General features: G+C 63.5%; 23 protein-coding genes and 1 pseudogene. 7 read left to right on the plus strand and 17 right to left on the minus strand.

Going from position 1 to position 26,186, the window contains the following annotated elements; translation table 11 throughout:
- The first annotated feature begins 33 nt into the window (after positions 1 to 33).
- Together slmA and pabB are read left to right on the plus strand one after the other, a co-directional pair.
- Entirely contained in the window at positions 34 to 609 is a 576-nt protein-coding gene (gene slmA / locus CSZ94_RS10440; RefSeq protein ID WP_070313104.1) for a nucleoid occlusion factor SlmA, read from the plus strand.
- Positions 610 to 630: 21 nt separating this feature from the next.
- Complete coding sequence (gene pabB / locus CSZ94_RS10445) at positions 631 to 2,469, plus strand: aminodeoxychorismate synthase component I (RefSeq protein WP_102121433.1); 1,839 nt, start codon at positions 631 to 633, stop codon at positions 2,467 to 2,469.
- On the opposite strand, the gene CSZ94_RS10450 is transcribed toward pabB, so the two are convergent.
- A complete protein-coding gene (locus CSZ94_RS10450) occupies positions 2,462 to 2,647 on the minus strand; it encodes a DUF1428 family protein (RefSeq protein WP_102121434.1) in 186 nt (61 codons plus the stop codon). The genes pabB and CSZ94_RS10450 overlap by 8 nt on opposite strands.
- A 114-nt stretch (positions 2,648 to 2,761) precedes the next feature.
- Positions 2,762 to 3,355 carry a glutathione peroxidase gene (locus CSZ94_RS10455; protein WP_102121458.1) on the minus strand — a complete coding sequence of 198 codons (594 nt, stop codon included), beginning with the start codon at positions 3,353 to 3,355 and terminating at the stop codon, positions 2,762 to 2,764.
- Between the two features lie 177 nt (positions 3,356 to 3,532).
- Between CSZ94_RS10455 and CSZ94_RS10460 the strand changes: the two genes are divergently transcribed.
- The gene (locus CSZ94_RS10460) at positions 3,533 to 4,669 is read left to right on the plus strand and encodes an extracellular catalytic domain type 2 short-chain-length polyhydroxyalkanoate depolymerase (RefSeq protein WP_102121435.1); all 1,137 of its coding nucleotides are present in this window, start codon (positions 3,533 to 3,535) and stop codon (positions 4,667 to 4,669) included.
- Positions 4,670 to 4,675: 6 nt separating this feature from the next.
- On the opposite strand, the gene gabD is transcribed toward CSZ94_RS10460, so the two are convergent.
- The 15 genes from gabD to CSZ94_RS10535 all read right to left on the minus strand — a co-directional run bounded on the left by gabD (position 4,676) and on the right by CSZ94_RS10535 (position 21,628).
- On the minus strand, positions 4,676 to 6,130 hold the full coding sequence (gene gabD, locus CSZ94_RS10465; protein ID WP_102121436.1) for an NADP-dependent succinate-semialdehyde dehydrogenase: 1,455 nt from the start codon (positions 6,128 to 6,130) through the stop codon (positions 4,676 to 4,678).
- A gap of 80 nt (positions 6,131 to 6,210) precedes the next feature.
- Positions 6,211 to 7,053: a PPK2 family polyphosphate kinase gene (locus tag CSZ94_RS10470; RefSeq protein WP_102121437.1), complete on the minus strand. Its 843-nt coding sequence runs from the start codon at positions 7,051 to 7,053 to the stop codon at positions 6,211 to 6,213.
- Positions 7,050 to 7,472, minus strand: coding sequence for a CoA-binding protein (locus tag CSZ94_RS10475; protein WP_102121438.1), 423 nt, complete (start codon positions 7,470 to 7,472; stop codon positions 7,050 to 7,052). Before CSZ94_RS10475 ends, CSZ94_RS10470 begins: the two co-directional genes overlap by 4 nt.
- Positions 7,473 to 7,611: 139 nt before the next feature.
- Positions 7,612 to 8,277 carry a bifunctional 2-keto-4-hydroxyglutarate aldolase/2-keto-3-deoxy-6-phosphogluconate aldolase gene (locus CSZ94_RS10480; protein WP_102121439.1) on the minus strand — a complete coding sequence of 222 codons (666 nt, stop codon included), beginning with the start codon at positions 8,275 to 8,277 and terminating at the stop codon, positions 7,612 to 7,614.
- Between the two features lie 13 nt (positions 8,278 to 8,290).
- Positions 8,291 to 9,184, minus strand: coding sequence for an SMP-30/gluconolactonase/LRE family protein (locus CSZ94_RS10485; protein WP_102121440.1), 894 nt, complete (start codon positions 9,182 to 9,184; stop codon positions 8,291 to 8,293).
- 14 nt (positions 9,185 to 9,198) lie between these two features.
- Positions 9,199 to 10,929, minus strand: a complete 1,731-nt coding sequence (gene araD, locus CSZ94_RS10490; RefSeq protein WP_102121441.1) for an L-arabinonate dehydratase — start codon at positions 10,927 to 10,929, stop codon at positions 9,199 to 9,201.
- Entirely contained in the window at positions 10,926 to 11,939 is a 1,014-nt protein-coding gene (locus CSZ94_RS10495; protein ID WP_102121442.1) for a 2-dehydro-3-deoxygalactonokinase, read from the minus strand. Before CSZ94_RS10495 ends, araD begins: the two co-directional genes overlap by 4 nt.
- Positions 11,940 to 12,023: 84 nt before the next feature.
- Positions 12,024 to 12,791, minus strand: a complete 768-nt coding sequence (locus CSZ94_RS10500; RefSeq protein ID WP_102121443.1) for an aldose epimerase family protein — start codon at positions 12,789 to 12,791, stop codon at positions 12,024 to 12,026.
- Positions 12,788 to 13,987, minus strand: coding sequence for a XylR family transcriptional regulator (locus CSZ94_RS10505; protein WP_102121444.1), 1,200 nt, complete (start codon positions 13,985 to 13,987; stop codon positions 12,788 to 12,790). The genes CSZ94_RS10500 and CSZ94_RS10505 overlap by 4 nt, the downstream gene beginning before the upstream one ends.
- Positions 13,988 to 14,030: 43 nt before the next feature.
- A complete protein-coding gene (locus CSZ94_RS10510; RefSeq protein WP_102121445.1) occupies positions 14,031 to 15,173 on the minus strand; it encodes a sugar ABC transporter permease in 1,143 nt (380 codons plus the stop codon).
- Complete coding sequence (xylG, locus tag CSZ94_RS10515) at positions 15,170 to 16,741, minus strand: D-xylose ABC transporter ATP-binding protein (protein ID WP_102121446.1); 1,572 nt, start codon at positions 16,739 to 16,741, stop codon at positions 15,170 to 15,172. The genes CSZ94_RS10510 and xylG overlap by 4 nt, the downstream gene beginning before the upstream one ends.
- Positions 16,742 to 16,817: 76 nt before the next feature.
- Positions 16,818 to 17,792: a D-xylose ABC transporter substrate-binding protein gene (gene xylF / locus CSZ94_RS10520; RefSeq protein WP_102121459.1), complete on the minus strand. Its 975-nt coding sequence runs from the start codon at positions 17,790 to 17,792 to the stop codon at positions 16,818 to 16,820.
- Positions 17,793 to 17,887: 95 nt separating this feature from the next.
- Positions 17,888 to 19,675 (minus strand): IlvD/Edd family dehydratase, encoded by a 1,788-nt coding sequence (locus tag CSZ94_RS10525; protein ID WP_102121447.1) that lies wholly within the window; start codon positions 19,673 to 19,675, stop codon positions 17,888 to 17,890.
- Positions 19,672 to 20,439 carry an SDR family NAD(P)-dependent oxidoreductase gene (locus CSZ94_RS10530; RefSeq protein ID WP_102121448.1) on the minus strand — a complete coding sequence of 256 codons (768 nt, stop codon included), beginning with the start codon at positions 20,437 to 20,439 and terminating at the stop codon, positions 19,672 to 19,674. The genes CSZ94_RS10525 and CSZ94_RS10530 overlap by 4 nt, the downstream gene beginning before the upstream one ends.
- A gap of 28 nt (positions 20,440 to 20,467) precedes the next feature.
- Positions 20,468 to 21,628, minus strand: a complete 1,161-nt coding sequence (locus tag CSZ94_RS10535; RefSeq protein WP_102121460.1) for a fumarylacetoacetate hydrolase family protein — start codon at positions 21,626 to 21,628, stop codon at positions 20,468 to 20,470.
- Between the two features lie 429 nt (positions 21,629 to 22,057).
- On the opposite strand from CSZ94_RS10535, the gene chvE reads away from it, so the two are divergent.
- The 4 genes and pseudogenes from chvE to CSZ94_RS28595 all read left to right on the plus strand — a co-directional run.
- Positions 22,058 to 23,080, plus strand: a complete 1,023-nt coding sequence (chvE, locus tag CSZ94_RS10540) for a multiple monosaccharide ABC transporter substrate-binding protein (protein WP_258000905.1) — start codon at positions 22,058 to 22,060, stop codon at positions 23,078 to 23,080.
- A 113-nt stretch (positions 23,081 to 23,193) separates the two neighbouring features.
- Entirely contained in the window at positions 23,194 to 24,735 is a 1,542-nt protein-coding gene (gene mmsA / locus CSZ94_RS10545) for a multiple monosaccharide ABC transporter ATP-binding protein (RefSeq protein ID WP_102121451.1), read from the plus strand.
- Positions 24,725 to 25,936, plus strand: a complete 1,212-nt coding sequence (gene mmsB / locus CSZ94_RS10550) for a multiple monosaccharide ABC transporter permease (protein ID WP_102121452.1) — start codon at positions 24,725 to 24,727, stop codon at positions 25,934 to 25,936. The genes mmsA and mmsB overlap by 11 nt, the downstream gene beginning before the upstream one ends.
- Positions 25,937 to 26,038: 102 nt before the next feature.
- Positions 26,039 to 26,186 (plus strand): annotated as a pseudogene (locus CSZ94_RS28595) (IS5/IS1182 family transposase); the annotation flags it as partial.

The raw sequence follows: 26,186 nt of genomic DNA on the forward strand, positions 1-26,186 counted from the left end.
CAAGGCAGCATTTTTTTAACGACAAGAGAAAATATGGCAAGCACACCGCCGGGCCAACGCAGGCTACAAATTCTTCAGGCCCTCGCCGCAATGCTGGAGCAGCCGAAAGGCGAAAAGATCACCACTGCCGCACTGGCCGCCAGATTGGCCGTCTCGGAAGCGGCCCTGTACCGCCATTTCGCCAGCAAGGCGCAAATGTTCGAAGGATTGATCGAGTTCATCGAGTCGAGCGTCTTCGGCCTGATCAACCAGATCGCAGAAAAGCACAGCGACGGCATGACGCAGACGCGCGACATCATCGGCATGCTGCTCAATTTCGCCATCAGCAATCCGGGCATGACGCGCGTGCTGATCGGCGATGCGCTGGTCAATGAGGACGAGCGCCTGCAAGTGCGCATGAACCAGTTCTACGACCGCGTGGAACTGGCGCTCAAGCAGGCCTTGCGCGTGGCCGCAGCCGAAGGCCATGGCAAGGAAAGCGAAGTGGCGGCGCGCGCCACCCTGATCGTCAGCTTCGTCATCGGGCGCTGGCACCGCTACGCCAAGAGCGGCTTCAAGATCAATCCATCCCAGGAAGCGGCGCTGCAAATCGCCATGCTGCTGGGGTAAGTCACCGCTGTGGCTGTCCCCATGCATACCGACTGTTTCGCCCTGCTCGACGACGCCAGCACGCCAGGCGCCGGTTCGCGCCTGTACACGGGCCTGGCGGCGGTCTTGCAGTGCACCGAAGGAGATGGGTGGCCAGCCCTGCTCGAAGGGCTGCAAGCGGCTTTAAAACGCGGCCAGTACGCCGTCAGCGTATGCAGCTACGAGCTGGGGGCGCACTTGCTGGCCATGCCGCCGCGCGCGGCCGGCATCGATGCGCCGCCGCTGGCGCAAGTGCTCGTCTTTGAACACTGTAATCAGCTCTCGCAGGAAGAGCTGCTGCAGTGGCTGGCCGATCAGACGCCGGCGACGACAACGCCGGCCGGCATCGCCGGCATCCGCGCGAATGTGGATCAGGCCGAATTCACGCGCGCGCTGCACCGCATCCACGACTACATCGTGGCCGGCGACACCTATCAGGTCAACTACACCTTTCGTTTGCGCTTCGACGCCTTCGGTTCGCCCCCGGCCCTGTATGCGCGGCTGCGCGCGCGCCAGCCCGTGCCGTATGGCGCACTGGTGATGCTGCCCGATGGCGGCGCCCTGCTGTCGCTGTCGCCGGAGCTGTTCGTGCGCCATGCGCAAGGCGAATTGATGGCGCGTCCCATGAAAGGCACGGCGCCGGCCGCCCCGCCTGAGCAAATGGAAGAAAACGTGCGCCGCGCCGCCGCCCTGGCCAATGATCCGAAGAACCGCGCGGAAAACCTGATGATCGTCGACCTGCTGCGCAACGACATCGGCCGTATCGCCGCCACGGGCTCCGTCAAGGTGCCGGCCCTGTTCCAGGTGACGCGCTACAGCAGCGTGCTGCAAATGACCTCCACCGTGCAAGCGCGCCTGCGCGGCGATGCCAACCTGGCCGACATCTTCCAGGCCTTGTATCCGTGCGGCTCGATCACGGGCGCGCCCAAGCGGCGCACCATGGAAATCATCGCCGAACTGGAAGCGGCGCCGCGCGGCATCTACACGGGTGCCATCGGCTGGTTCGATCCTCCGGCCAACGGCGCTGCCCACGCGGTGGGCGACTTCTGCATGTCCGTGCCGATCCGCACGCTGGCCCTGCAAGCGGCTGGCCCTGGCGGCATCCGGCGCGGCGAAATGGGCGTGGGCGCCGGCATCGTGCTCGACAGCGATCCGCAAGAGGAATTTGCGGAATGCCAGCTCAAGGCCCGCTTCCTGACGGGGCTGAGCAACGACTTCGAACTGTTCGAGACCCTGCACGCCAGCCGCGCCGGTGGCTGCCGCCAGCAAGAGCGGCACCTGGCGCGCCTGGCCGCTTCCTGCGCCTACTTCGGTTTTGCCTGGAATGCGGACGCTGCCCGCACGGCGCTGCAGACGGCCTGCGCGGCGCGCTCCGACGATGCCCCCTTCCGCCTGCGCCTGGCGCTGCGCCAGGATGGCCAGTTCACGCTGCAAAGCGGCGCCCTGACGCCCTTGCCGGAGACCGTGAACATCCTGCTGGCGCCCGACGCCACGATTGCCGACGACCTGTTCCTGCGCCACAAGAGCAGCGTGCGCGCGCACTATGACGCGGCCTGGCGCGCGGCCGAGGCGCAAGGGGGCTTCGACATGCTGTTCTTTAACGAGCGGGGTGAGCTGACGGAAGGCGGGCGCAGCAATGTCTTCGTCCGGCTGGACGGCCACTGGCACACGCCCCCCTTGTCCTGCGGCTTGCTGCCGGGCGTGCAGCGCGCGGCCATGCTGGCCGATCCCGCCTGGAATGCGCAGGAAACCGTCATCACGCGCGCCATGCTGGCGCAAGCGGAAGCCATCGTCGTGTGCAATGCCCTGCGCGGGGCGATGGCAGCAAAACTGATTACTTGATGTCAACTTGCATCTCGTAGCCGCCGTAGATCATCCGCTTGCCATCGAACGGCAGCTTGGCCGGCTTGACATCGTCTCCCACGCATTCGCGAAATTCGCCGCAGGCGCGCGACATGGCCAGATAGGTATCGAGCTTGGCCTTCGGCACGGGAACCACAAATCCATCAACATACGCCATGATGCTCTCCTTTATGAAGACCAACGCGAACAAGCAGCTTAAGACAATGATGGCAAGACGACAAGCACGGCATTAAAAAAAGCAAGCGCGCAGGCCTGCTTGTATGTCGGCAACTTACATTGCCAGCGCTTTTTCCAACGCGCCAACGAGTTTCTTGTCGTCCGGCGTCACCTTGCTGGGGAAGCTTTCCACCACTTTACCGTGGCGGTCGATCAGGTATTTATGGAAATTCCAGGCAGGCGTCTTGCCCGTCTGCTTGATCAGGTCCACGTACAGCGGATTCGGCGTGGAACCGGAAACGACGGACTTCGAAAACATGGGGAACTTCACGCCATAGGTGTTGTAACAAAAATCGGCGATTTCCTTGCTGTTGCCGGGCTCCTGCTTGCCGAAATCGTTCGACGGGAAGCCCAGCACCACCAGGCCCTTGCTACCGTACTTCGCGTACAGCGCTTCCAGCCCTTCGTATTGATTGGTAAAACCGCAATAACTGGCCGTATTCACCACCAGCACGACCTTGCCCGCGTACTGGCACAGGTTTTGCGGCGTTTCATCCTGCAAACGGTTGAACGTTTGCTTGAGGATGGCGGGGCAGGCGGCTGGCGCGGCAGCAGCGGTGACGGTTTCGGCAGCATGGGCTGGAACGCTCATGCCAACGCCGGCGGCAAGGGTGGTCAGCGCAAACAGCTGGGCAAAGGTCTTGGACATGAAGGGCACCATGGTTGAAAAGGAAAAAAAACCATTCTATGCCAAACGCCGCGCACGCGTATGAGGGCCACAACAACAGCGATTGCTTGAGCGATATCAACGACCGTGCAGTACTTGCCCAATACACAGTTTTTTTACCTATGCTCGGCCTTCCTGTCCTTGCCTTGTGGAGTAGCCATGTCCTTCCCGCACCTGACCGCGCACCTGACCACACTAACCACCGCCCTGCTGGCCGCCAGCCTGCTCATCCTGGCGCCTGGCGGCGCGCATGCCGCCACGGCTGCCAAAGCCGTCAAGCCCGCCGCGACCAGGGATGCCCCCGCCCTGCCCGCCTACCAGGCTGACCTGAGCCAGACCACCGTATCGGGCCTGTCTTCGGGCGGCTTCATGGCGGCGCAATTTGCCGTCGCCTACTCGGCCACTGTCGCCGGCGCCGGCATCATCGCCGGCGGCCCGTATTGCTGCTCGGGTCAGCCGGGCCGCTTTCCCTACATTCCCTATTTGACGAATGCCCTGACCACCTGCATGAATCCGGGCAGCGCACAGGTGGCGCCGCCTGTCGCCAGCGAATTGCTGCGCGCGGCGAACGATTTTGCGCGCGCCCGTCTCATCGACGACACGGCCAACCTGAAACGCCAGCGCGTATATCTGTTCAGCGGAACGAAAGACCAGACCGTGACGCGGCCGGTGGTGGAGCAGGTGGAAAAATTCTATCAACTGGCGGGCACGCCGGCGGCGCAGATCCGCTTCGTCGATACGGTCGGCGCGGGCCATGCCATCCTGACCGACAGCAATCAGGACAAGCCCTGCGCCGTGACGGACTCGCCGTTCATCAATGACTGCGACTTCGTGCAGGCGCGCGACATCCTGCAGCACCTGTACCCGGACCTGCAGCCTTCGTCGACCACCTTGACGGGCAGGCTGATCGCATTCAACCAGCGCAGCTTCATCCAGAGCGCGTACTCCAGCATGAGCAATACGGGCTACGCCTACATCCCGAAAGCCTGCGACAGCGAGAGCTGCCGCGTGCATGTGGTCTTCCACGGCTGCCTGCAAACGACGCAAGCCATCGGCAACCGCTTCTACACCACCACCGGCTACAACCAGGTGGCGGACGCCAACAAGATCATCGTGCTGTATCCGCAGGCCGAACCGAGCCCCATCTACCCGTACAACCCGAAAGGCTGCTGGGATTTCTGGGGCTACACCAGCATCAATCCGATCGACCCGGATTTTTACCGCAAGAGCGGCACGCAGATGGAAGCGGTCAAGGGCATGCTGGACAGGTTGGCTGCGCGCCGCGGTTCACGTTAAGCTGCCTTAGATGCCGCCCATGCAGATGTATTTGATAACGAGATAATCCTCGATACCATAGGTCGACCCTTCACGGCCCAGGCCAGATTGCTTGACGCCGCCGAAGGGCGCGATCTCGTTCGAGATCAGGCCCGTGTTGACGCCAACCATGCCCGTTTCCAGGCATTCCGCCACGCGCCAGATGCGGCCGATGTCGCGCGAATAGAAGTAGGCGGCCAGGCCGAATTCCGTGTTGTTGGCCAGCGCGATGACTTCATCGTCCGTCTTGAAGCGGAACAGCGGCGCCAGCGGACCGAAGGTTTCTTCGGTGGCCACACGCATGTCGTTCGTCACGGCGGCGATGATGGTCGGCTCGAAGAAGCCGTTGCCCAGCGCATGGCGCTTGCCGCCGGCCAGCAGCCGGCCGCCCTTGGCCAAGGCGTCAGCCACGTGCTCTTCCACCTTGGCGACGGCCTTGGCGTCGATCAGCGGGCCTTGCGTGACGCCTGCCTCGATGCCATTGCCCACCTTCAGCTTGGCCACGGCAGCCACCAGCTTCTCGGCAAACGCGTCATATACGCTGTCCTGCACGTACAGGCGGTTGGCGCAGACGCAGGTCTGGCCCGCATTGCGGTATTTCGAGGCGATGGCGCCTTCCACTGCCGCGTCCAGGTCGGCGTCGTCGAAGACGATGAACGGCGCATTGCCGCCCAGTTCCAGCGACAGCTTCTTGATCGTTGGCGCGCATTGTTCGGCCAGCAAACGGCCCACCTGGGTCGAACCCGTAAACGTCAGCTTGCGCACGATGGGGTTTGACGTCATTTCGCCGCCGATGTCTTTCGGCGCACCGGTGACGATGCTGAACACCCCGGCGGGCACGCCCGCGCGCTCGGCCAGCACGGCCAGCGCCAGCGCGGAAAACGGTGTTGCTTCGGCCGGTTTCAAGACCATCGGACAGCCGGCTGCCAGGGCTGGGCCGACTTTGCGCGTGATCATGGCGGCGGGGAAATTCCACGGCGTGATGGCGGCGCACACGCCGATCGGCTCCTTGGTGATGACCAGGCGGCGGTCCGGCCACGGCGATTGCAGGGTATCGCCCGCGACGCGCTTGCCTTCTTCGGCAAACCACTCGATGAACGAAGCACCGAACTGTACTTCCCCCTTCGCTTCCGGCAAGGGCTTGCCCTGCTCGGTGGTCATGATCAGCGCCAGGTCGTCGGCGTTTTCCAGGATCAGGTCATGCCAGCGGCGCAGCACGGCCGCGCGTTCCTTGGCCGTCTTCTTGCGCCAGGCAGGCCAGGCGGCATTGGCCGCCTCGATGGCGCGGCGCGTCTCGGCTGCGCCCATCAGGGGCACCGTGCCGATATGCTCGCCGGTGGCGGGATTGCTCACGTTAATCGTCTGGCCACCGTCGGCATCAGCCCAGGCTCCATTCACGTAAGCCTGGTGACGCAACAAGGTAGGATCTTTCAACTGCAGCATATGGATCTCCGGTCTGGTTTGAATTATCGACGAGGGATACTATGCCACAGCGCGGCGGATTCCGCAGGCGGAGTATGGAACTACTCGACCTTGAAAGACGACAGTTTCGGGTCCGGCGCCGGGTATTCCAGCTTCATGCCCTGCAGCGTTTCCAGCAGCAGCGAGGCGACCACCAGGTTGCGCTGGGTCTTGGAATTGGACGGCACAACGTACCATGGCGCGTGATCGGCATCGGTCTCGCGGATCGCGGTTTCATAGGCGCGCTGGTAGCCATCCCACTTCTTGCGCTGGGCGATGTCGTTGGGATCGAACTTCCACTGACGGTCGGGATCGTCGAGCCGCTCCTGCAGCCGCCCCCGTTGCTCATCCTTCGAGATATGCAGGAAGACTTTCAGGATGACGGTGCCCGTTTCGCTCAGCATGCGCTCGAAATCGCGGATCTGCGCGTAGCGGCGCTGGCATTCGGCCTTGTCGATCATGTCCTGCACGCGCGTGATCAGCACATCTTCGTAATGACTGCGGTTGAAGATGGCGATCTCGCCCTTCACGGGCACGTGCTGGTGCACACGCCACAGGTAATCGTGCGCCAGTTCGATATCGGTGGGGCCCTTGAACGCCACGGCGCGGATGCCCATCGGGTTGATATTGCTGAAAATGGCCTTGACTGTACCATCCTTGCCCGAGGTATCCATGCCCTGCAGGACCAGCAGCAGCTTTTTCTTGTGCTGTGCATACAGCATGCTCTGGCACTCGGCGATCTGCGCCGTCAGCGCCACGGTTTCCTCGCGGTCCAGGGCCTTGCACTGGGCCGCCGTCAGCTTTTTGTTCGCCGCCTTGGTGGCAGCGCCCAGCAGGCGCTTGCCGGCGAAATCCTCGTTCAGGTCGAAGCCGTGGCCGGCACGGAATTGCGTACGCGCCTTCATGCCGTCACCGCCAGCTTGCGGTGCTCAATTTTCGTGCAGTGGTCCATGACCACCTCCAGCCCAGCCGCCCGCGCCAGCTGCGCCGCCGCCTCGTTGACGATATCGAGCTGCAGCCACACACAGCCCGCCTTGACGGCGATGGCTTCCTCGGCGATGGGCAAGATATCCTCGGACTTGCGGAAGCAATCGACGATATCGATGCGCGCCGGCGCCACAGCAGCTGCGGCCTCCGTCAGGGTGGCATAGGCGCGCTGGCCCAGCACTTCCTTACCGGCGAGGGTCGGATTGACGGGCAGCACGCGATAGCCATGCTGCAGCAGGTAATCGGCCACTTCATGGCTGGCGCGTTCGGGCTTGTCGGACATGCCGACGATGGCGATGATGCGGCTGTCTTGCAGGATGCGGGCGATGTTGGGCATATTCGGGTCGTAGTCAGGCGTGCGACATTGCCCGCCTAGCGTAGCAGAAAAAACCTGCTGCGCGGTGCGATTTGCGGCCTCCGATGCTCACTGTGCATTCGCACTGCTCCGCTTCTCAGCCACAACTCACTGCCGCTCGCTACGGTTTTATCACAAGGACACTACTCTGAGAACGCACGGCCGCCATCTTCGCCACGAAGGCTTGCGCGCGCGCCGTCACGGCCGCATAGTCGCCCGTGGCGCCAGGGCCACTCAGGCTGCTGCCGATGCCCACGGCCACGGCGCCGCTGGCGAACCATGCATGCAGGTTCTCCACCGTCACGCCGCCCGTGGGCATCAACGGCGCCTGCGGCAAGGGCGCGCGCAGAGCCTTGATGTAGGCGGGACCGAACATCTCGGCGGGGAAGACCTTGACGATGTCGGCGCCCGCCTGCAGGGCCGTGACGATTTCCGTCGGCGTCATCGCCCCCGGCATGGCCAGCACCTGGTAGCGCTGGCACAGCGCGATGGTTTCTACATTCACGCCGGGCGAGATGATGAACTGGGCACCGGCCAGGATGGCGGCGCGCGCCGTCTCGGTATCGAGCACCGTGCCCGCGCCCAGCAAAACTTCGTCGCCATGGCGTTCGCGCAGGGTGCGCAGCACGCCCAGGGTATCGGGCGTGGTGAACGCCACTTCCAGCGCCGTGATACCGCCGGCGATGCACGCCTCGGCGATCTGCAAGGCCGCCTGCGCCGAAGGGGCGCGCACGATGCCCACCATGCCCCGTTCGAGGATGCCCTCGAAAACCGTGTGTTTTTGCATCTGCTCTCTCCTGTCAGGCCGGCAGGGCGCCAAAGCGCACTTCCGGCAAACCGCGCACGTCCACCTGGCGCGCATGAAACAATCCCCCGGCCAGCGGTTCGCTTGCCAGCTGCGCCGACGTCAAACTCTCCTGAGCGGTGGTGACGAACAATTCGTCGTAGTGCGGCCCGCCCAGGCTCACGCAACTGGGCTGCGACACGGGCAAGGTGATCGCGCGCTCGACCCTGCCATCCGGCGCGAAGCGCAAGACCCTGCCGGCGCCCCACTGCGCGCTCCACAGGTGGTCGTGCGCATCGATGGTGGCGCCGTCGGCCGCGCCGGGACCGGAATCGAGCACGGCAAAGACGCGTACCCGGCTGGCGTCGCCCCCCAGGTAATCGTCCCAGCGGTAGATCGCCTTCTTCATCGAGTCGCAAAAATACATGGCCGTGCCATCGACGCTGAAGCAGATACTGTTCGAGATGGCGACCGGCGGCAGCGGCAAGCGCTCCAGCGTCAAGTCCAGGTTGAGGCGGTAGAAGCTGGCGATCGCATCGCGGCACGGGCGCTCATCGAGCGTGCCGAAGACAAAGCGTCCCTGGCGGTCGCAGCGGCCATCGTTCAGGCGCGTCATGGGCAAGTCCCCCTCCAGCGTGTGCAAGGGCGTGACGGCCCCGCTAAGCGCGTCAAACCAGGCCAGGCGCGAAGCCAGACCGAGCAGCAGCACGTCGTCGTTGTCCGTCAGCGCGAAACACGCCAGGCGCTCGGGCATGGCCCAGCTCTGGCGTTCGCCCGTGGCCAGCACCAGCGCATGCAACTGGCAGCCTTCGATATTCGTCCAGAAAACGCGGCCGCTGCGTTCGCACCAGCGCACGCCCTCGCCCAGGAAGTTCTGCGCATCGACCAGTAATTGGGCCCGTGTCCCCATGTCTGTTCCTTCTTTCAGTGAGATTCGCGTGGTACTGCCGAGCCACGGCAACCGACGAGGAAGTCCAGGTCCGCGCCTTCGTCGGCCTGCGTCACGTGCTTGATGTACATCGACTGGTAGCCGCCCTTCATGGCCGGCTCGGGAGCGCGCCACTCTGCGCGCCGGCGCGCCAGCTCGGCCTCGTCGACGTCCAGGTGCAAACGCCGTCCCGCCACGTCGAGTTCAATCATGTCGCCATCGCGCACCAGCGCCAGCGGCCCGCCCACGGCCGCTTCTGGCGCCACGTGCAACACCACCGTGCCGTAGGCCGTGCCGCTCATGCGCGCATCCGAGATGCGCACCATGTCGCGCACGCCCTGCTCCAGCAATTTTTTCGGCAGCCCCATATTGCCCACTTCGGCCATGCCTGGATAGCCCTGCGGGCCGCAATTTTGCAGCACCATCACGCAGCTGGCGTCGATATCGAGCGCGGGATCGTCGACGCGCTTTTTATAATGCTCGATGCTATTGAAGACGACGGCGCGGCCACGGTGTTGCATCAGTTCCGGCGAAGCGGCGGAAGGCTTGATGACGGCGCCGCGCGGGGCCAGGTTGCCATGCAGGATGGCGATGCCGCCCTCGTCCTTGAATGGCTGCGCCAGCGGCGTGATCACCTCGGGATTGAAATTTTCCGCTTCGGCCACGTTGACAGCCATGCTGGCGCCCGTGACAGTGAGCGCCTCGCCATGCAATTTGTCCAGCAAGTCGCGGATGATCACGGGCAGGCCGCCCGCATAGTAAAAATCTTCCATCAGATACTGGCCCGACGGCATCAGGTTGAGCAGGCAGGGAATGTCGCGGCCCAGGCGGTCCCAGTCGGCCAGGCGCATGTCGACGCCGATGCGCCCGGCAATGGCCAGCAGGTGGATCACGGCATTCGTCGAGCCGCCGATGGCGCCATTGACCATGATGGCGTTTTCAAACGCGTCGCGCGTGAGGATCTGCGACAGTTTCAGGTCTTCATGCACCATGTCGACGATGCGCCGGCCCGTCAGCTGCGCCTGCAGCTTGCGGCGCGCGTCGACGGCGGGAATGGCGGCGTTGCCGGGCAGGGTCACGCCCAGCGCCTCGACCATGCTGGCCATGGTGGACGCCGTGCCCATGGTCATGCAATGGCCGGCGGAGCGCGACATGCACGATTCGGCCTGCTTGAATTCGTTTGAGGTCATGCGCCCGGCGCGCACGTCCTCGGAAAACTTCCACACGTCGGTGCCCGAACCGATCGGTTTGCCGCGATAGTTGCCATTCAGCATGGGGCCGCCCGACAGCACGATAGTGGGCAAGTCCACGCTGGCCGCGCCCATCAGCAGCGCCGGGGTGGTCTTGTCGCAGCCCGTCAGCAGCACCACGCCGTCGATCGGATTGGCGCGGATCGACTCCTCGACATCCATGCTGGCCAGGTTACGGAACAACATGGCCGTCGGCCGTAAATTCGTCTCGCCCAGCGACATCACGGGAAATTCGACGGGAAAGCCGCCCGCTTCGAGCACGCCGCGCTTGACCATCTCGGCCAGGTCGCGGAAATGGCCATTGCAGGGCGTCAGCTCGGACCAGGTATTGCAAATGCCGATGACGGGCCGGCCATCGAAGGCGTCGCCGGGATAACCCTGGTTCTTCATCCAGCTGCGGTGAATGAAACTGTCCTTGTCGTCGCCGCCAAACCACGCTTGCGAACGCAAGGGACGCTTGTTCTTGTTGTCACTCATACCGTCTCCTGCCGGGAAATCAAGCCGCGCGCGGCGGCGATCAGCAACGCACCGTGACCGGCCAGATAGTCTTGCTGCTGGTCGTCGACGATGATGCGCTTGCCATAAAAAAATCCGTGTTCTTCGATCAGCAGGCCGAGCGCCTGACGCAACATGGGCTTGCCCGTAATGACGAGCGGCGTATCGGGCCGCATCTGGATCGCGGTGCTGTTGCGCAGCGCCAGCAAGTCGCCGCTGAGGACAGCGCCCATCAGGAAATTGGCCCGCTCATTGCATTCGACAGCGCTGAACTGGCCCAGGGTACGCACGCTGAAGCAGGCGCGCGCCAGTCCCGTTTTTTGCGCCGCCGCCGCGCCGGCCAGCAGCATTTTCGGCACCAGGGTTTGCGCAAAACCGCCATCGACCGATTGCTTGATCAGGGTGTGCTGCGTGATCGCCTGCAGCAGCTCGCCCGCGATGGTGGTGCTGCAGCCGAGGATGCGGCGCTGCTCGTCCACGCTGATCAGTTTGGTATGTGAACCGGGCATGATCAGGGTCGCCGCGCCGCGCAATTGCAAGCGCTCGAGCAGCGCGACGACTTCCGTCTCTTCGCCGCGCATCATGTCCATCGCCTCGACGTTATGCAGGCCGACGGCGCCATGCTGGTTGCGCACGCCGGGGATCAGCCACAGGGGCTGCGCCAGCACGTCGGGCAAGTCCACCGCCTGCATGCCTTGCGCCAGCTGGGCCAGGCCGGCAGGCGCCGGCAAGTGCGGCACTTCCTGCACGCCCATGGGCGAGGTGATCATGCCCGAGGCCAGCGCCAGGGCCACCTCGGACGGCGCGATCCCCGCGCTGGCCAGCACGCTGGCGATGGTATCGCGCAGCGCCTGTTTCAGCGCACCGTTATGGCCATCGATGGCGGTATTGCGCACGCCCGTTTCCAGCTGCGCCTGGGCGATGACGGCGCCTGCGCGCCACAGCAAGGTACGCGTATTGGTGGTGCCGGCATCGATGGTGAGTATGTTCATGGGCAGGTTGGCAGCGTCGTTAAGGGCAAAAATAAATGAGGGAAAAACTACCCCATGGTAGAACTGCCCCGCATATCTGACCAATCACTTATTTGACATCATTGATACCGGTTCGGATATGTCAAACGCATCGATATCCTGCACGCCCAGCCGGTAGGCGAGCTTGAAGCGCATCACCTGTCCCGGCTGTACTTCCACGCCCTGCGCCAGCAGCGAAAAACAGCGCGTATCGGAATACAAATGGCAACTGCCCTGGGTACTGGAAAAGCGCAAGACCCGGCCGGAAGCGGGGTCGGCAACCCGCGCCGCCTCGCGCAGCTGGCCGCTGCACGTCCAATAAAAGTCATGCCGGAACCCAGTGAAATGCGCCAGCGCCGGCCAGGCCAGGCGCGAAGCGAGCGGCGCCGGCTGGCGGAAGTCAAAGGCGCTGCCCGCGACATCGAGCGGCACCTCGCCCGCACGGCCCCCTGGCCAATAGCGATCGGCAGCAAGGCGCAGCACATGGTCGGCCACGGCGGCCCCCCTGCCCTGCAGATTGAAGCGGGGTGCTGCAAGCGCAAAACGCGAAAACGTCTCGGCCGTGGCGACGCAGTCGAGGTGCAGGCTGCCATCGTCGTCGAGCCGGTAAGCCAGGCGCACCGACAGACCGTCTAGTGTCAGGCGCAACAGCAAGTGGCCGCCCTCCGGCGGCGCACACTGCCAGCCCGTGGGCGTACGCGCCGCAGGGGGCGCCGCACCCAGCACATCGGCCAGGCGGCCATAGCGGTCGGGTGCCCACCAGGCCCGCACGCAAGCATCATGCGCGTCGATGGCCACGCGCATGCCGCGCGCATTGCGCAGGGTGTGCATCATGGCGCCTGTCCGGGGGCGGGCGGTGGCTGGCTGCGCTGCTGGAATTCGCGCGGCGTGCAACCGAGTTCGCGCTTGAAGACGGCATGCATGTACTGCGCCGTGGTAAAGCCGCAACGCACGGCCACCTCGGCCACCTGCCCCGGCCCACGCGCCAGCAAGGTCTTGGCCGCATCGAGCTTGAAATGCAGGATTTCATCGTGCACGCTGCGCCCCAGTTCGTGGCGAAAGTGCGCTTCGAGCGAGGAGCGCGATACGCCCACGTAATCGGCCACCTGCTCCGTCTTGATGCCCTGGCAGGCATACTGGCGGATGAAGTGGCGCGCCTGCATCACCTGCGGATGCTGGAAGGGCTGGTGGCGCGTAGACGCGAGCACGTTCAAACCGGCCGGCGGCACCAGGATGCGCGTGCCGGACAGGCGCGCGCCGTTGAGCATTTGGTGCAGCAAATGCGCCGCCGTGCGGCCCATTTCCTCCGTGCCTTGGATCACCGAACTCAATGGAATGCGTGTGAGCATGCGCGCCAGCGGGTCGTTGTCGATGCCGATCAGGGCGACTTGCTCCGGCACGGCGATGCCCGCGTGCATGCACGCTTGCAGCAGCTGGCGCGCACGCGCATCGCTGACGGCGATGATGCCGACGGGTTTTTCCAGGCTGTTGAGCCAGGCGATCTGCTGCTCCACCGCTTCATCCCACGCGGGCGCGCTGGTGGCGACGCCCCGGTACACGTCGGCGCGCATGTGGTCGCGCTGCATCAATGTGCAAAACGCCGTTTCGCGCTCCTGCGCCCAGCGGTTGACATCGGCCTCGGGCAGGCTGAAACAGGCAAAGCGCGTCAAGCCAGCTTCCACCAGGTGCTCATAGGCCAGCTTGACGATCTTGAAATTATCGGTCGCCACATACGGGATGCTGGCCGGGTAGTCCTCGGCACACGCATACGAGCCGCCCACGGCCACCACGGGCAGGCGGCTGTGCGCCAGCGCCGCGCAGACGGCGGGATCGTCGAAATCGGCGATGATGCCGTCGCCCTGCCAGCGTTCGATACCAGGCAGGCGGCAACGAAAATCCTCTTCCAGGAACAGATCCCACGACACGCGCGTGGTGTTCAGGTAGGCGGCGATGCCCGCGATGATGTCGCGGTCGTAGATTTTATTCCCGTTAAACAGCAGCGCGATCCGGTGCGCGGTCGGTAACTTCATGCTGGTGTCTCCTCCATGTGGCAGCCAGGCCTTTCGGGGCCCGCTAGCGGCGTCCGGCGCGCGTGCTAACATCGACCCACACGGCGAGGGTGAGGATACTGCCTTTCACGATCATCTGCCAGTAGGTGTCCACGTCCAGCATGGACATGCCGTTATCCAGGCTGGCCATCACCAGCGCGCCGATCAGGGCGCCGTACACGGTGCCCGAGCCGCCGCGCATCGAGGTGCCACCGATGAAGCAGGCGGCGATGGCATCGAGTTCGCTGAAGGTGCCGGCCGAGGGCGAACCGGCCGCCAGGCGGCCCGTGTTGATCAGGCCCGCCAGCGCGCACATCAGGCCCATGATGCCGAAGATCCACAGCTTGACGGCTTTCACGTTGATGCCGGACAAGCGCGTCGCTTCCATATTGCTGCCCACGGCGTAGATGCGGCGGCCGAACACGGTCTGGCTGGTAATGTAGCTGAACAGTCCCAGCAAGGCCAGCAGCAACAGCACGGGCAGCGGGATGCCTTCATAGCCGTTCAGGGTCTGCACGAAGGCATACAGCACGGCGCCGATGACGGCCAGGCGCAAGCCGTCGGCCCAGGGCGCCGTCTGCTGCAAGCCATGCTGCGCGCGGCTGGCGCGCCCGCGCCACGTCAAGAAGGCGGCCAGCAGGAACAGGCCGATGCCCAGCACGACGCCGGGCAAGGCAGGCAGATAGCCCTGCCCCAGGGTCACCATCGGCTCGGAGACGGGCGCAATCGTGATGCCGCCCGTAATGCCCAAGAGGATGCCGCGATACGCCAGCATGCCGCCCAGGCCCACGATGAAGGACGGGATGCCCCGGTAGGCCGTCAGGTAGCCATTCAAGAGGCCGATCACCAGGCCGCAGCCGAGTACGGCCGCCAGGTTCAGCGCCAGCGGCCAGTGCTGCGTCACGTCCAGCACGGCGGCGATGCCGCCCAGTAGCCCCAGCAGGGAACCGATCGACAGATCGATCTCGCCGGCGATAATCACCAGCACCATGCCGCAGGCGAGGATGCCGGTGACGGACATCTGGCGCAGCAGGTTCGACAGGTTGCGCGGCGTGAGGAAACTGCCCTCCGTCTTCCACGAAAAAACGGCCCAGATCAGCGCCACGGCGATCAGCAGGGCCAGCATTTTGTACTGGGTAAAGAGTTGTTTCACGCTATGCGTATTCATGCGGCAGGTTCCTTGTGTGCAGTGTTGGTGCCTGGCGCCGGGCGCTGGTCCAGCGCCGCCGCCAGCACGGTTTCCTGGCTCAGGCCATCGTTGATAAAGTCGCCGCGCAACCGGCCTTCGCCCATCACCAGCACGCGGTCGGACACGCCCAGCACCTCGGCCAGTTCCGACGAGACCATGATGATGGCCACGCCGCGGTCGGCCAGCGCCAGCATCAATTTGTAGATTTCATATTTGGCACCCACGTCCACGCCGCGCGTGGGCTCGTCGAGGATCAAGACGCGCGGGCGCGTCAGCAGCATCTTGGCCAGCACGGCCTTTTGCTGGTTGCCGCCCGACAGGCTCGTAATGGGCAGCGACGGGCTGGCGGCCTTCAGTTCCAGCTGGGCGATCTCGCCGCGCACGGCCGTCAATTCCGCCTCGCCATCGATGCGCGTGGCGCGCGCGAATTCTTCCAGCACGGCCAGGGTGATGTTCTGGCCCACGTCCAGGTCGGGCACGATGCCGTGATGCTTGCGGTCTTCCGGCACCATAGCCAGGCCCATGGCAATTGCCTTTTGCGGCGAGCGGGTATCGATCTTGCGTCCATCGAGCCATACTTCGGCCTGGCACGGCCCCCGGTAGGCGCCGAACAGGGCCGAGACGAGCTCCGTGCGCCCCGCCCCCACCAGGCCGGCGATGCCGAGGATCTCGCCCTTGCGCAGGGTGAACGAGACATCGTCGACACGCTTGCGCTGCGGGTTGTCGGCATCGATGCAGGTGACGTGGCGCGCCTCGAACAACACCTCGCCGATCGCGTCTTTTTTCGTACGCTGCGGATACAGCTGGCTCATTTCGCGGCCCACCATCTGCGCGATGATGCGTTCCACATTCATCTGCGCCATCGGCGTGGTGGCGATATGCTTGCCGTCGCGGATGACGACGATGGTGTCGCAGATGGCCGCCACTTCATCGAGCTTGTGCGAAATATAGATGCAGGTGACGCCCTTGGCTTTCAGTGCGCGCAGGATATCGAGCAGCACGGCGATTTCCGACGCCGTCAGCGATGACGACGGTTCGTCCAGAATCAGCAAGCGCGCATTTTTGTTGAGCGCCTTGGCGATTTCCACCAGCTGCTGGTGGCCGCCGCCGTAATTCATCACGGGCTGCGCCACGTTCAGTTCGGGTATCTTCAATTCACGCAGCAGCTCGTCGGCGCGCTTGTACATGGCCGCATAATGCATGCGCCCGCCGGGCAAGGTGAGCTCGCGGCCCATGAAGATATTCTCGGCCACGGACAACTGCGGCACCAGCATCAGTTCCTGGTGGATGATGATAATGCCCGCGTCTTCCGTGTCGCGGATCGACTGCGCGCGCAGAGGTTGGCCATCCCACAGGATGTCGCCATCCCAGGTACCGTGCGGGTAGACGCCGGACAGCACCTTCATCAGGGTCGACTTGCCGGCGCCATTCTCGCCGCACAAGCCGATGCACTCACCGGCCCGCACCTGCAAATCAATGCCGTCAAGCGCGCGGACACCGCCAAACTGTTTGACGATGCCTTTCATTTCAAGCAGATATTCAGACATCTGAGCTCACATTCATTCACCAGGAAGGAGTAAGTCGGGTTGGCGCGCAGCGCGTAACCCGACATCAAGCGGGTGATCAATTACCCAATTGCGCCTTGGTATAAAAACCGTCATCGACGAGAATGTTCACGTTCGCCTTGGTCAAGGGCGTTGGTTTGAGCAGCACGGTGTTGACCTTTTTCAGGCCGTTGTCATAGCTGGAGTTGTAGGCCGGCTTTTCATTGCGCGCCAGCTGGATGGCCAGCTTGGCCGCTTCCGAAGCGATGGTTTTCAGCGGTTTGTAGACGGTCATCGACTGCGTGCCGGCGATCACACGTTTCACCGCCGCCAGATCGGCGTCCTGGCCCGAGACAGGCACCTTGCCAGCGAGTTTTTGCGCGGCCAGGGCCTGGATGGCGCCGCCGGCCGTGCCGTCGTTCGAAGCGACAATGGCGTCGATCTTGTTGCCGTTGGCCGTCAGCGCGTTTTCCACGATGGACAGCGCTTCGGTGGCGCTCCAGTCCTTCACCCACTGCTGGCCGACGATCTTGATGTCGCCCTTGTCGATGAACGGTTTAAGTACTTTCATCTGGCCTTCGCGCAGCATCTTGGCGTTGTTGTCGGTCGGCGAGCCGCCCAGCAGGTAGTAATTGCCCTTCGGCTGCAGCTTGGTCACCCCTTCGGCCTGCATCTCGCCCACTTTCTCGTTGTCGAACGAGATATACGCGTCGATATCGGCGTTCAGGATCAGGCGGTCATACGACAGCACCTTGATGCCAGCCTTTTTCGCTTCCTTGACGGTGTTGTTGAGGACTGTGGCGTTGAACGGCACGATCACCAGCACGTCCACACCGCGCGAGATCAGGTTTTCGATCTGCGAAATCTGGCGCTGTTCGCTGGCGTCTGCCGACTGCACGAACACCTTGGCGCCCTGTTTCTCGGCGGCGGCGATGAAGAAATCGCGGTCACGCGTCCAGCGCTCTACGCGCAAATCGTCGATGGAAAAGCCGATCTTCGGGTTTTTCGCATCGGCCAGGGCGGCGCTGCTGCTCAATGCCAGCATGGCGGTCATGATGGCTGCACTGATGATCTTGTTCATTACGTGTCTCCTTATTGGATTTTTTAGCTACATTTTTTAACTGCGGGGTACAACGAACAACAAATAAACTAGTGATTGTGGCGCGGCAGCGTTTGCCCCACGGCGCGGTATTTCAGCGCCAGCTCCATGCAGGCGCCCGTTTCCAGCTGGCCCACGCTGGCGCGGTAGAGCTCCTGCCACGGCGTGGCGCTGTCATTGACGGGCGGCGGCAGCTCCTGGGCGCGGCGCGCCAGCTCAACGGCATCGACCAGCATGTCGCAGCGGCCTGCGCTCAAGTCCACGCGGACGATGTCGCCCGTGCGCAGCAGCGCCAGGCCGCCACCGACGGCGCTTTCCGGCGAGGCGTTCAGGATCGAAGGGCTGTCCGAGGTGCCCGACTGGCGCCCGTCGCCCAGGGTCGGCAAGTTCAAAATGCCCGCCTTCAGCAAGGCGTCGGGTGGCTGCATGTTGACCACTTCGGCCGAACCGGGCCAGCCCACGGGGCCGGCGCCGCGCATGACCAGCATGCAGCTGTCGTCAATCGCCAATGTCGGGTCGTTGATGCGCGCGTGGTAGTCGGCAGAACCGTCAAAGACGATGGCGCGCGCCTCGAACACGCCTTCGCTGCCGGGTCGCGACAGGTAGCGCTCGCGGAAAGCGGGCGAGATCACGCTGGTCTTCATGATGGCGAAGTCGAACAGGTTGCCCTGCAAGGCCATGAAACCGGCCTTTTCCTTCAAGGGCGCGGCAAACGGGCGGATCATCTCGCGGTCCGCGCTTTCACGCCCGGCCAGATTGGCCGCCATCGTCTGGCCCGTCACGGTGGGGCGCTCCGCGTGCAGCAAACCCGCCTGCTGCAACTCCCACATCACGGCAGGCACGCCGCCAGCGCGGTGGAAGCGCTCGCCCAAATACTTCCCGGCCGGCTGCATGTTCAATAGCAGCGGCACGTCGTAGCCATGTTCCATCCAGTCGCTCGAATGCAGTTCCACGCCCGCATGGCGGGCCATGGCCATCAGATGCGGTTGCGCGTTGGTGGAGCCACCGATGGCCGCGTTGACGATGATGGCGTCCAAAAATGCTGCGCGCGTGAGGATGCTCGACGGGCGCACATCCTCGAACGCCAGGTCGACGATGCGCCGCCCCGTGGCATAGGCGATCTGGCCCCGTTCGCGGTACGGCGCGGGAATAGCCGAGCAGCCCGTCAGCGACACGCCCAGCGCTTCGGCCAGCGCATTCATGGTCGATGCCGTGCCCATGGTGTTGCAGTGGCCGGCCGACGGCGCCGAGGCGGCGGCGATCTGCAGGAATTTGTCGTTGTCGATCAAGCCGGCAGACAGCTGGCGGCGGCCCTTCCAGATGGCGGCTCCAGAACCCACCAGTTCACCGTCCATCCAGCCGTCGAGCATGGGACCGCCCGACAGCACGATGGCGGGAATGTCTACCGTGGCGGCAGCCATCAGCTGGGCCGGCGTGGTCTTGTCGCAACCCGTCGTCAGCACCACGGCGTCGATCGGATAGCCGTGCAAGATCTCCACCAGGCCAAGATACGCCAGGTTCCGGTCCAGCGCGGCGGTGGGGCGGCGGCAATTTTCAAAGATCGGATGCAGCGGGAATTCCATCGGGATGCCGCCCGCATCGCGGATGCCGTCGCGCACGCGCTGCGCCAGTTCCAGGTGAATGCGGTTGCAGGGACTGATGTCGCTGCCGCTTTGTGCAATGCCGATGATGGGCCTGCCCGAACGCAGCTCCTCGGCCGTGATCCCGTAGTTCATGAAGCGTTCCAGGTACAGCGCTGTCATGTCGATGTGCTCGGGATTGTCGAACCAGTCCTGCGAGCGGAAGCGCCGTGCCGGGCGATTGCCTGGGGTACTCATGCGCCGTACCAGCCTGCGTCGACGTAGTATTCGCGTCCCGCGCACTTGGCCGCATTGTCGGACGCGAGGAACAGCGCCAGCGCCGCCACGTCTTCCGGCTCCACGCGCGTTTGCAGGCATTGTCCCTGCAGGATCACCGCTTCCGCTTCCGGCGTGTGCCACAGCTTTTCCTGGCGCGGCGTGCGTACTGCCCCGGGAATGATGCAGTTGACGCGGATGCCATGCACGCCCAGATCGCGCGCCAGGCCACGGGTCAGGCCCTCGATGCCGGCTTTCGCCGTCATGTAGATCGACAGGTTCGCTTGTGCCAGGTGCCAGGATATCGATCCCAGGTTGAGGATCACGCCGTTGCCCTTGGCACGCATGGCAGGCGCCACTGCCTGGGCGCAGAAATACTGGTGGCGCAGGTTCACGGCGATGCGCTCGTCCCAGTAAGCGGGCGTGACGTCCTGCAACTGGTGACGGTCGTCGTTGGCCGCATTGTTGATGAGGATATCCGTGGCGCCCGCGCTGTGCTCAATCTCGGCGAAGGTGGCAGCGAGTGCGCCCAGGTCCGTCAGGTCGCAATAGCGGAAAACAGGCGGCTGCGCCAGTTCCGCCAACCTGGCTTCCAGCGCGCGCGAGGGTTCACTGGCGATATCGAGGAAAGTGACCCGTGCGCCCTGGCGCGCGAACGCTTCGACGATGGCCACGCCGATGCCGGTGCCGCCGCCCGTGATGACGACGTGCTGACCTGCCAGGCTGGGGTAAGTTGCATGCTGCATGGTGTCTCTCTTTTTTAGAAAAATCGGATCAAAGCAAACCGCGACGGGCCAGGTTCTGGTACAGCGCGCGCACGCCGAACGTCCAGGGAGGGATCGCATCGCAGCGCTGCACTTCGTTGACCAGCGCGCCCAGCGCGGCGCTGGCGATGGTGACCCGGTCGCCCAGGTGGTGCGTAAAGCCGCCGCCCTGCACACCGCGGTCCTTTACGGGCGAGAACATGGTGCCCAGGAACAGCATGAAACCGTCCGGATACTGGTGGTACTGGCCTGCCGTCTGGCGCACGAGGTCCAGCGGATCGCGGCTGATCTCGCGCATGAAGCTGGCGCCTTCGAGGACAAAGCCGTCGTCCGCGCCCTCGATCAGCAGCGACACTTCCGCCTGGCGCACGGTCTCGAGCGTAAAACCCTCGTCGAAGAGGCGGATGAAGGGGCCGATGGCGCAGGAGCCATTGTTATCCTTGGCCTTGCCCAGCAACAGGGCGCTGCGCCCTTCGATATCGCGCAAATTGACGTCGTTGCCCAGGGTGGCCCCCAGTACCTCACCGCAGCTGTTCACGGCCAGGACGATCTCCGGCTCCGGGTTGTTCCAGGCGGACGATGGCAGCAAGCCCACTTGCGCGCCGCAGCCCACCGACGACATCGGCTGCGCCTTGGTAAACACTTCCGCATCGGGGCCGATGCCCACTTCCATGTATTGCGACCAGGCGCCGCGCTGCTGCAGCTGCTGTTTCAGGCGCTGCGCCGCCTCCGAGCCGGGTTTTAATGCCGACAGGTCGCCGCCCAGGGTCATTTGCAGGGCGGCGCGCAGGCTCGCCGCGCGTGCCGCGTCGCCGCCGGCCTGTTCCTCGATCACCCGTTCGAGCAGGCTGACGGCGAAGGTCACGCCACAGGCCTTGACGGCCTGCAAGTCGCACGGTGCCAGCAGCAGCGGCTCGCCCGCTGGCGCGGCCAGCGCCTGCTCCAGCAGCACCTGCACGGGGCCGAGCGCGATACCCGGTGCATGGCGGGCGATATCGAGCGCATCGCTGCGTTCGAACAGCTCGGCCACCGTCGCTACCGTCTGTGTAATGTCAACCACTTCACCACTGCGCACGGCGACGACGCATGGGCCATCACGCCAGATGCGGCCGATGAGGAGGGACTGCGCTACGTCAGCGGGTAACAGGGAAGCGGGAGAAATCGGCAGCATGGCGGCTTTCAAAAGAGCGTGACGGGATGACTGGTCTTCAAGTTCGGACCGATTCTGCGCGCCGGTCTGTGTTGCCGCAATTACGAAAATCACCAAATTGGATGATGATTATTGGTATTGCAGCGCACCAAAAAAAGCCGCAATCCTGCCCTCGTTCCCACCCTGTATGCGGACGGGAACGGGGGGCATGGCGCATTGCGTCAATCTGCTTATCGATACCGTTTTGGATATCGCCGATGCGAAAAAAGTGATTGGTGGGGGATGGATGGACAAACTAGTATCAGCCGTGGCCTGCAATCGGCCATCCGCACGGAGCCCGCCCACTGGGACGACGGCCCTGGCACATTCAACTATCGAAGACGGTGGAGACCTGAAATGAAAACAACAATGAAAATGCTGACCGCGAGCCTGGCGCTGGCCATCTCCGGCATGGCTGTAATACCCGTGGCAAGCGCCGCTGACAAGGGCGCCATCGGCATCTCGATGCCGACCAAGTCGTCCATGCGCTGGATCGCCGACGGCGACAACATGGTGAAGGTATTCAAGGAGCGCGGCTACAAGACGGACTTGCAGTTTGCCGACGACGATATCCCGAACCAGCTGGCGCAGGTAGAAAACATGATCACCAAGGGCGCCAAAGTGCTGGTGATCGCTGCCATCGACGGCACCACCTTGTCGAACGTGCTGCAAAAGGCGGCCGACAAGGGCATCAAGGTCATCTCGTATGATCGTCTGATCCGCGGTACGAAAAACATCGATTACTACGCCACCTTCGACAACTTCCAGGTCGGCGTACTGCAAGCGGGCTATATCGAATCGGCGCTGAAACTCAAGGAAGGCAAGGGCCCCTTCAATATCGAACTGTTCGGCGGCTCGGCCGACGACAACAATGCGCACTTCTTCTACAACGGTGCGCTGTCGGTCCTGAAACCGTACATCGACAGCGGCAAGCTGGTGGTCCGTTCGAAGCAGATGGGCATGGAAAAGGTCGCCACCCTGCGCTGGGACGGCGCCGTGGCACAGGCGCGCATGGACAACCTGCTCAGCGCCTACTACGGCAATGCGCGCGTCGATGCGGTGCTGTCGCCGTATGACGGCTTGAGCATCGGCATCCTGTCGTCGCTGAAGGGCGTCGGCTACGGCACGCCGAAGCAGCCGTTCCCCGTCGTGACGGGCCAGGATGCGGAAATCCCGTCGGTGAAATCGATCATCCGCGGCGAACAGGCATCGACCGTGTTCAAGGACACGCGCGAACTGGCCAAGGTAACGGCAAACATGGTCGACGCCATGATGTCGGGCAAGGTACCGACTGTCAACGATACCAAGACCTATAACAACGGCGTCAAGGTGGTGCCGTCCTACCTGTTGAAACCGGTCACCGTCGACAAGGCGAACTGGAAGCAGGTGCTCGTCACCGGCAGCGGCTACTACACGGAAGCGCAAGTGAAATAAGCATCGACGGTACTGAAGGCCCGGCGCTGCCGGGCCTTTCGCTTCATGCATTATCCAGAACAAGACTGCCGCACGACCGATGCCGACCAGTGCGGCCGTGCCAGAGAGGTTATATGACGAACACTATCCTGGAAATGCGCGGGATACGCAAAACATTCCCGGGCGTCGTTGCGCTCGACAATGTCAACCTGCGCGTGCGCAGCGGCGAGATCCACGCCATCGTCGGCGAAAATGGCGCCGGCAAATCGACCCTGATGAAAGTACTGAGCGGCGTCTACGGCCATGGCAGTTATACGGGCGACATCGATTACCTGGGCCAGACGCGGCACTTTCGCGGCATCAAGGACAGCGAAGAGATCGGCATCATCATCATCCACCAGGAACTGGCGCTGGTGCCGCTGCTGTCAATCGCCGAAAATATCTTTCTCGGCAACGAACCGGCCCGCATGGGCGTCATCGACTGGGAATACGCGCAAACGAAGACGCGCGAACTGCTGCATAAAGTCGGCCTGAAAGAGTCCCCGGACACCCTGATCACCAACCTGGGCGTGGGCAAGCAGCAGTTGATCGAAATCGCCAAGGCGCTGTGCAAGGACGTCAAGCTGCTGATCCTCGACGAACCGACGGCCAGCCTGAACGAGAGCGATAGCGCGGCCCTGCTCGACCTGCTGCTGGACCTGAAACGCCAGGGCATCGCATCGATCCTGATCTCGCACAAGCTCAATGAAATTTCACGGGTCGCCGATGCCATCACGGTGCTGCGCGACGGGAACACGGTCGACAGTTTCGACTGCCGCGTCGAACCCGTCAGCGAAGACCGCATCATCGAAAAAATGGTCGGGCGCGAGATGGCAGACCGCTATCCGCCGCGCACGCCCACCATCGGCGAGACCATTTTCGAGGTGCGCGACTGGCGTGTGTTCCATCCCGAGCACGCCGACCGCCCCGTCATCAAGGGCATCAACATGCACGCCAAAAAGGGCGAGATCATCGGCATTGCCGGCTTGATGGGCTCCGGGCGCACGGAACTGGCGATGAGCATTTTCGGGCGCGCCTACGGCCAGCGCATCAGCGGTACGGTGCTCAAGAACGGCCAGGAAATCGACGTCAGCACCATCGGCAAGGCGATCGCCCATGGCCTCGCATATGTCACGGAAGACCGCAAGGGCCTGGGCCTGATCCTCGAAGAAGACATCCAGAAGAACACCAGCCTGGCCAACCTGGACGCGGTATCGACCCGCATGGTCATCGACGAGGCGCGCGAGTTTGGCGTGGCCGACGAGTTCCGCCGCAAACTGAAGATACGCTGCTCGAGCATCCTGCAAAAAGTGGTCAACCTGTCCGGCGGCAACCAGCAGAAAGTGGTGCTGGCGAAGTGGCTGTTTTCGCGTCCCGACATCCTGATCCTCGATGAACCGAGCCGCGGCATCGACGTGGGCGCCAAGTACGAGATCTACAGCATCATCAGCGAGCTGGCCGCCGAAGGCAAATGCATCATCATGATTTCCTCGGAAATGCCGGAATTGCTGGGCATGTGCGACCGGATCTATGTCATGAACGAAGGCCGCTTCGCGGCAGAACTCAGCGCAGCAGAAGCATCGCAGGAGCGAATCATGCGCGCGATCGTTACACACGGAGAAAACAATGGACAATAAACTGACAGCAGGCGCGCCAGCAACGCCGGCCGCCGCGCCGCAAGCGAAAAGCTATGCCGGCTTTTTGAAGAACAATATGCGCGACTACGGCATGCTGCTCTCCCTGATCGTCATCATGGGCTTCTTCCAGTACATGACCGACGGCACCCTGATGCAGCCGCTGAATCTGACCAACCTGGTACTGCAAAACAGCTACATCATCATCATGGCGCTGGGCATGCTGATGGTCATCGTGGCCGGCCATATCGATTTGTCCGTCGGCTCGGTGGTCGGTTTTGTCGGTGCGCTGGCGGCCGTCCTGATCGTCAACTACAAGATGAATTTTGTCGCTGCCAGCATCCTCTGCCTGCTGGCCGGCGCCGTCATCGGCGGCGCGCAAGGGTATTTTGTCGCCTTTTTCAAGATCCCATCCTTCATCGTCACTTTGGCCGGCATGCTGGTATTCAAGGGCCTGACCCTGGCACTGCTGGCAGGCCAGTCGGTCGGCCCCTTCCCGGAAGGCTTCCAGATGCTCAGCTCGGGCTTCCTGCCCGACCCGTTCGGCGGCGAAAATCTGCGCGGCCTGTCGCTGCTGCTGGGCGTGATCGCCGCTGCGGCGCTGATCATCACCTCGCTGCGCAGCCGTGCCAAGCAACTGAAACACGGTATGGAAAACGAACCGCGCGCCTTCTTCCTGCTGAAAAACGGCGTGTTCGCCGCCGTGATGGTGTACTTCAGCTACCTGCTGGCGTCGTACCGTGGCTTTCCCAACGTGCTGGCCGTGATGTCGCTGCTGATCGTCGCCTACACCTTCATTACCAACCGCACCGTGCTGGGCCGCCGCGTGTATGCCGTGGGCGGCAACGAGAAGGCGGCGCGCCTGTCCGGCATCAAGACGGAACGGGTCAGCTTCTACACCTTCGTCAACATGGGCATGCTGGCCGCGCTGGCCGGCCTGATCTTCGCGGCGCGCCTGAACACCGCCACGCCGAAGGCGGGCACGGGATTCGAGCTTGACGTGATCGCCGCCTGCTTCATCGGCGGCGCCTCGGCCTCGGGCGGCGTGGGCAAGGTGATGGGGGCCGTGATCGGCGCCTTCATCATGGGCGTGATGAACAATGGCATGTCCATCATGGGCATCGGCATCGATTACCAGCAAGTGATCAAGGGCCTGGTGCTGCTGGCGGCCGTGTTCATCGACGTCATCAACAAGAACAAGTAGACCGGTTCGAGCCTTAGCAGGGTGTTGAATTAATCGCCGTGCCCGTCAACCATCACGGGCCGGTAAACGTTGTTTCATCAGCCCCACTTTCCCACCGCCATCATGCGCAAGACCGACGTCACACAGCACTCTCTGTACAGTTACCGCTCGTTGGAGGAACGCATCCCGGATGCGCATCCCTTGCGCAAATTGCGAGTACTGGTCGATGCCATCCTGGCCAACATGAACGATGATTTCCAGGCGCTGTATT

The organism is Janthinobacterium sp. ROICE36, assembly GCF_002869965.1.
Taxonomy (GTDB): domain Bacteria; phylum Pseudomonadota; class Gammaproteobacteria; order Burkholderiales; family Burkholderiaceae_D; genus Janthinobacterium.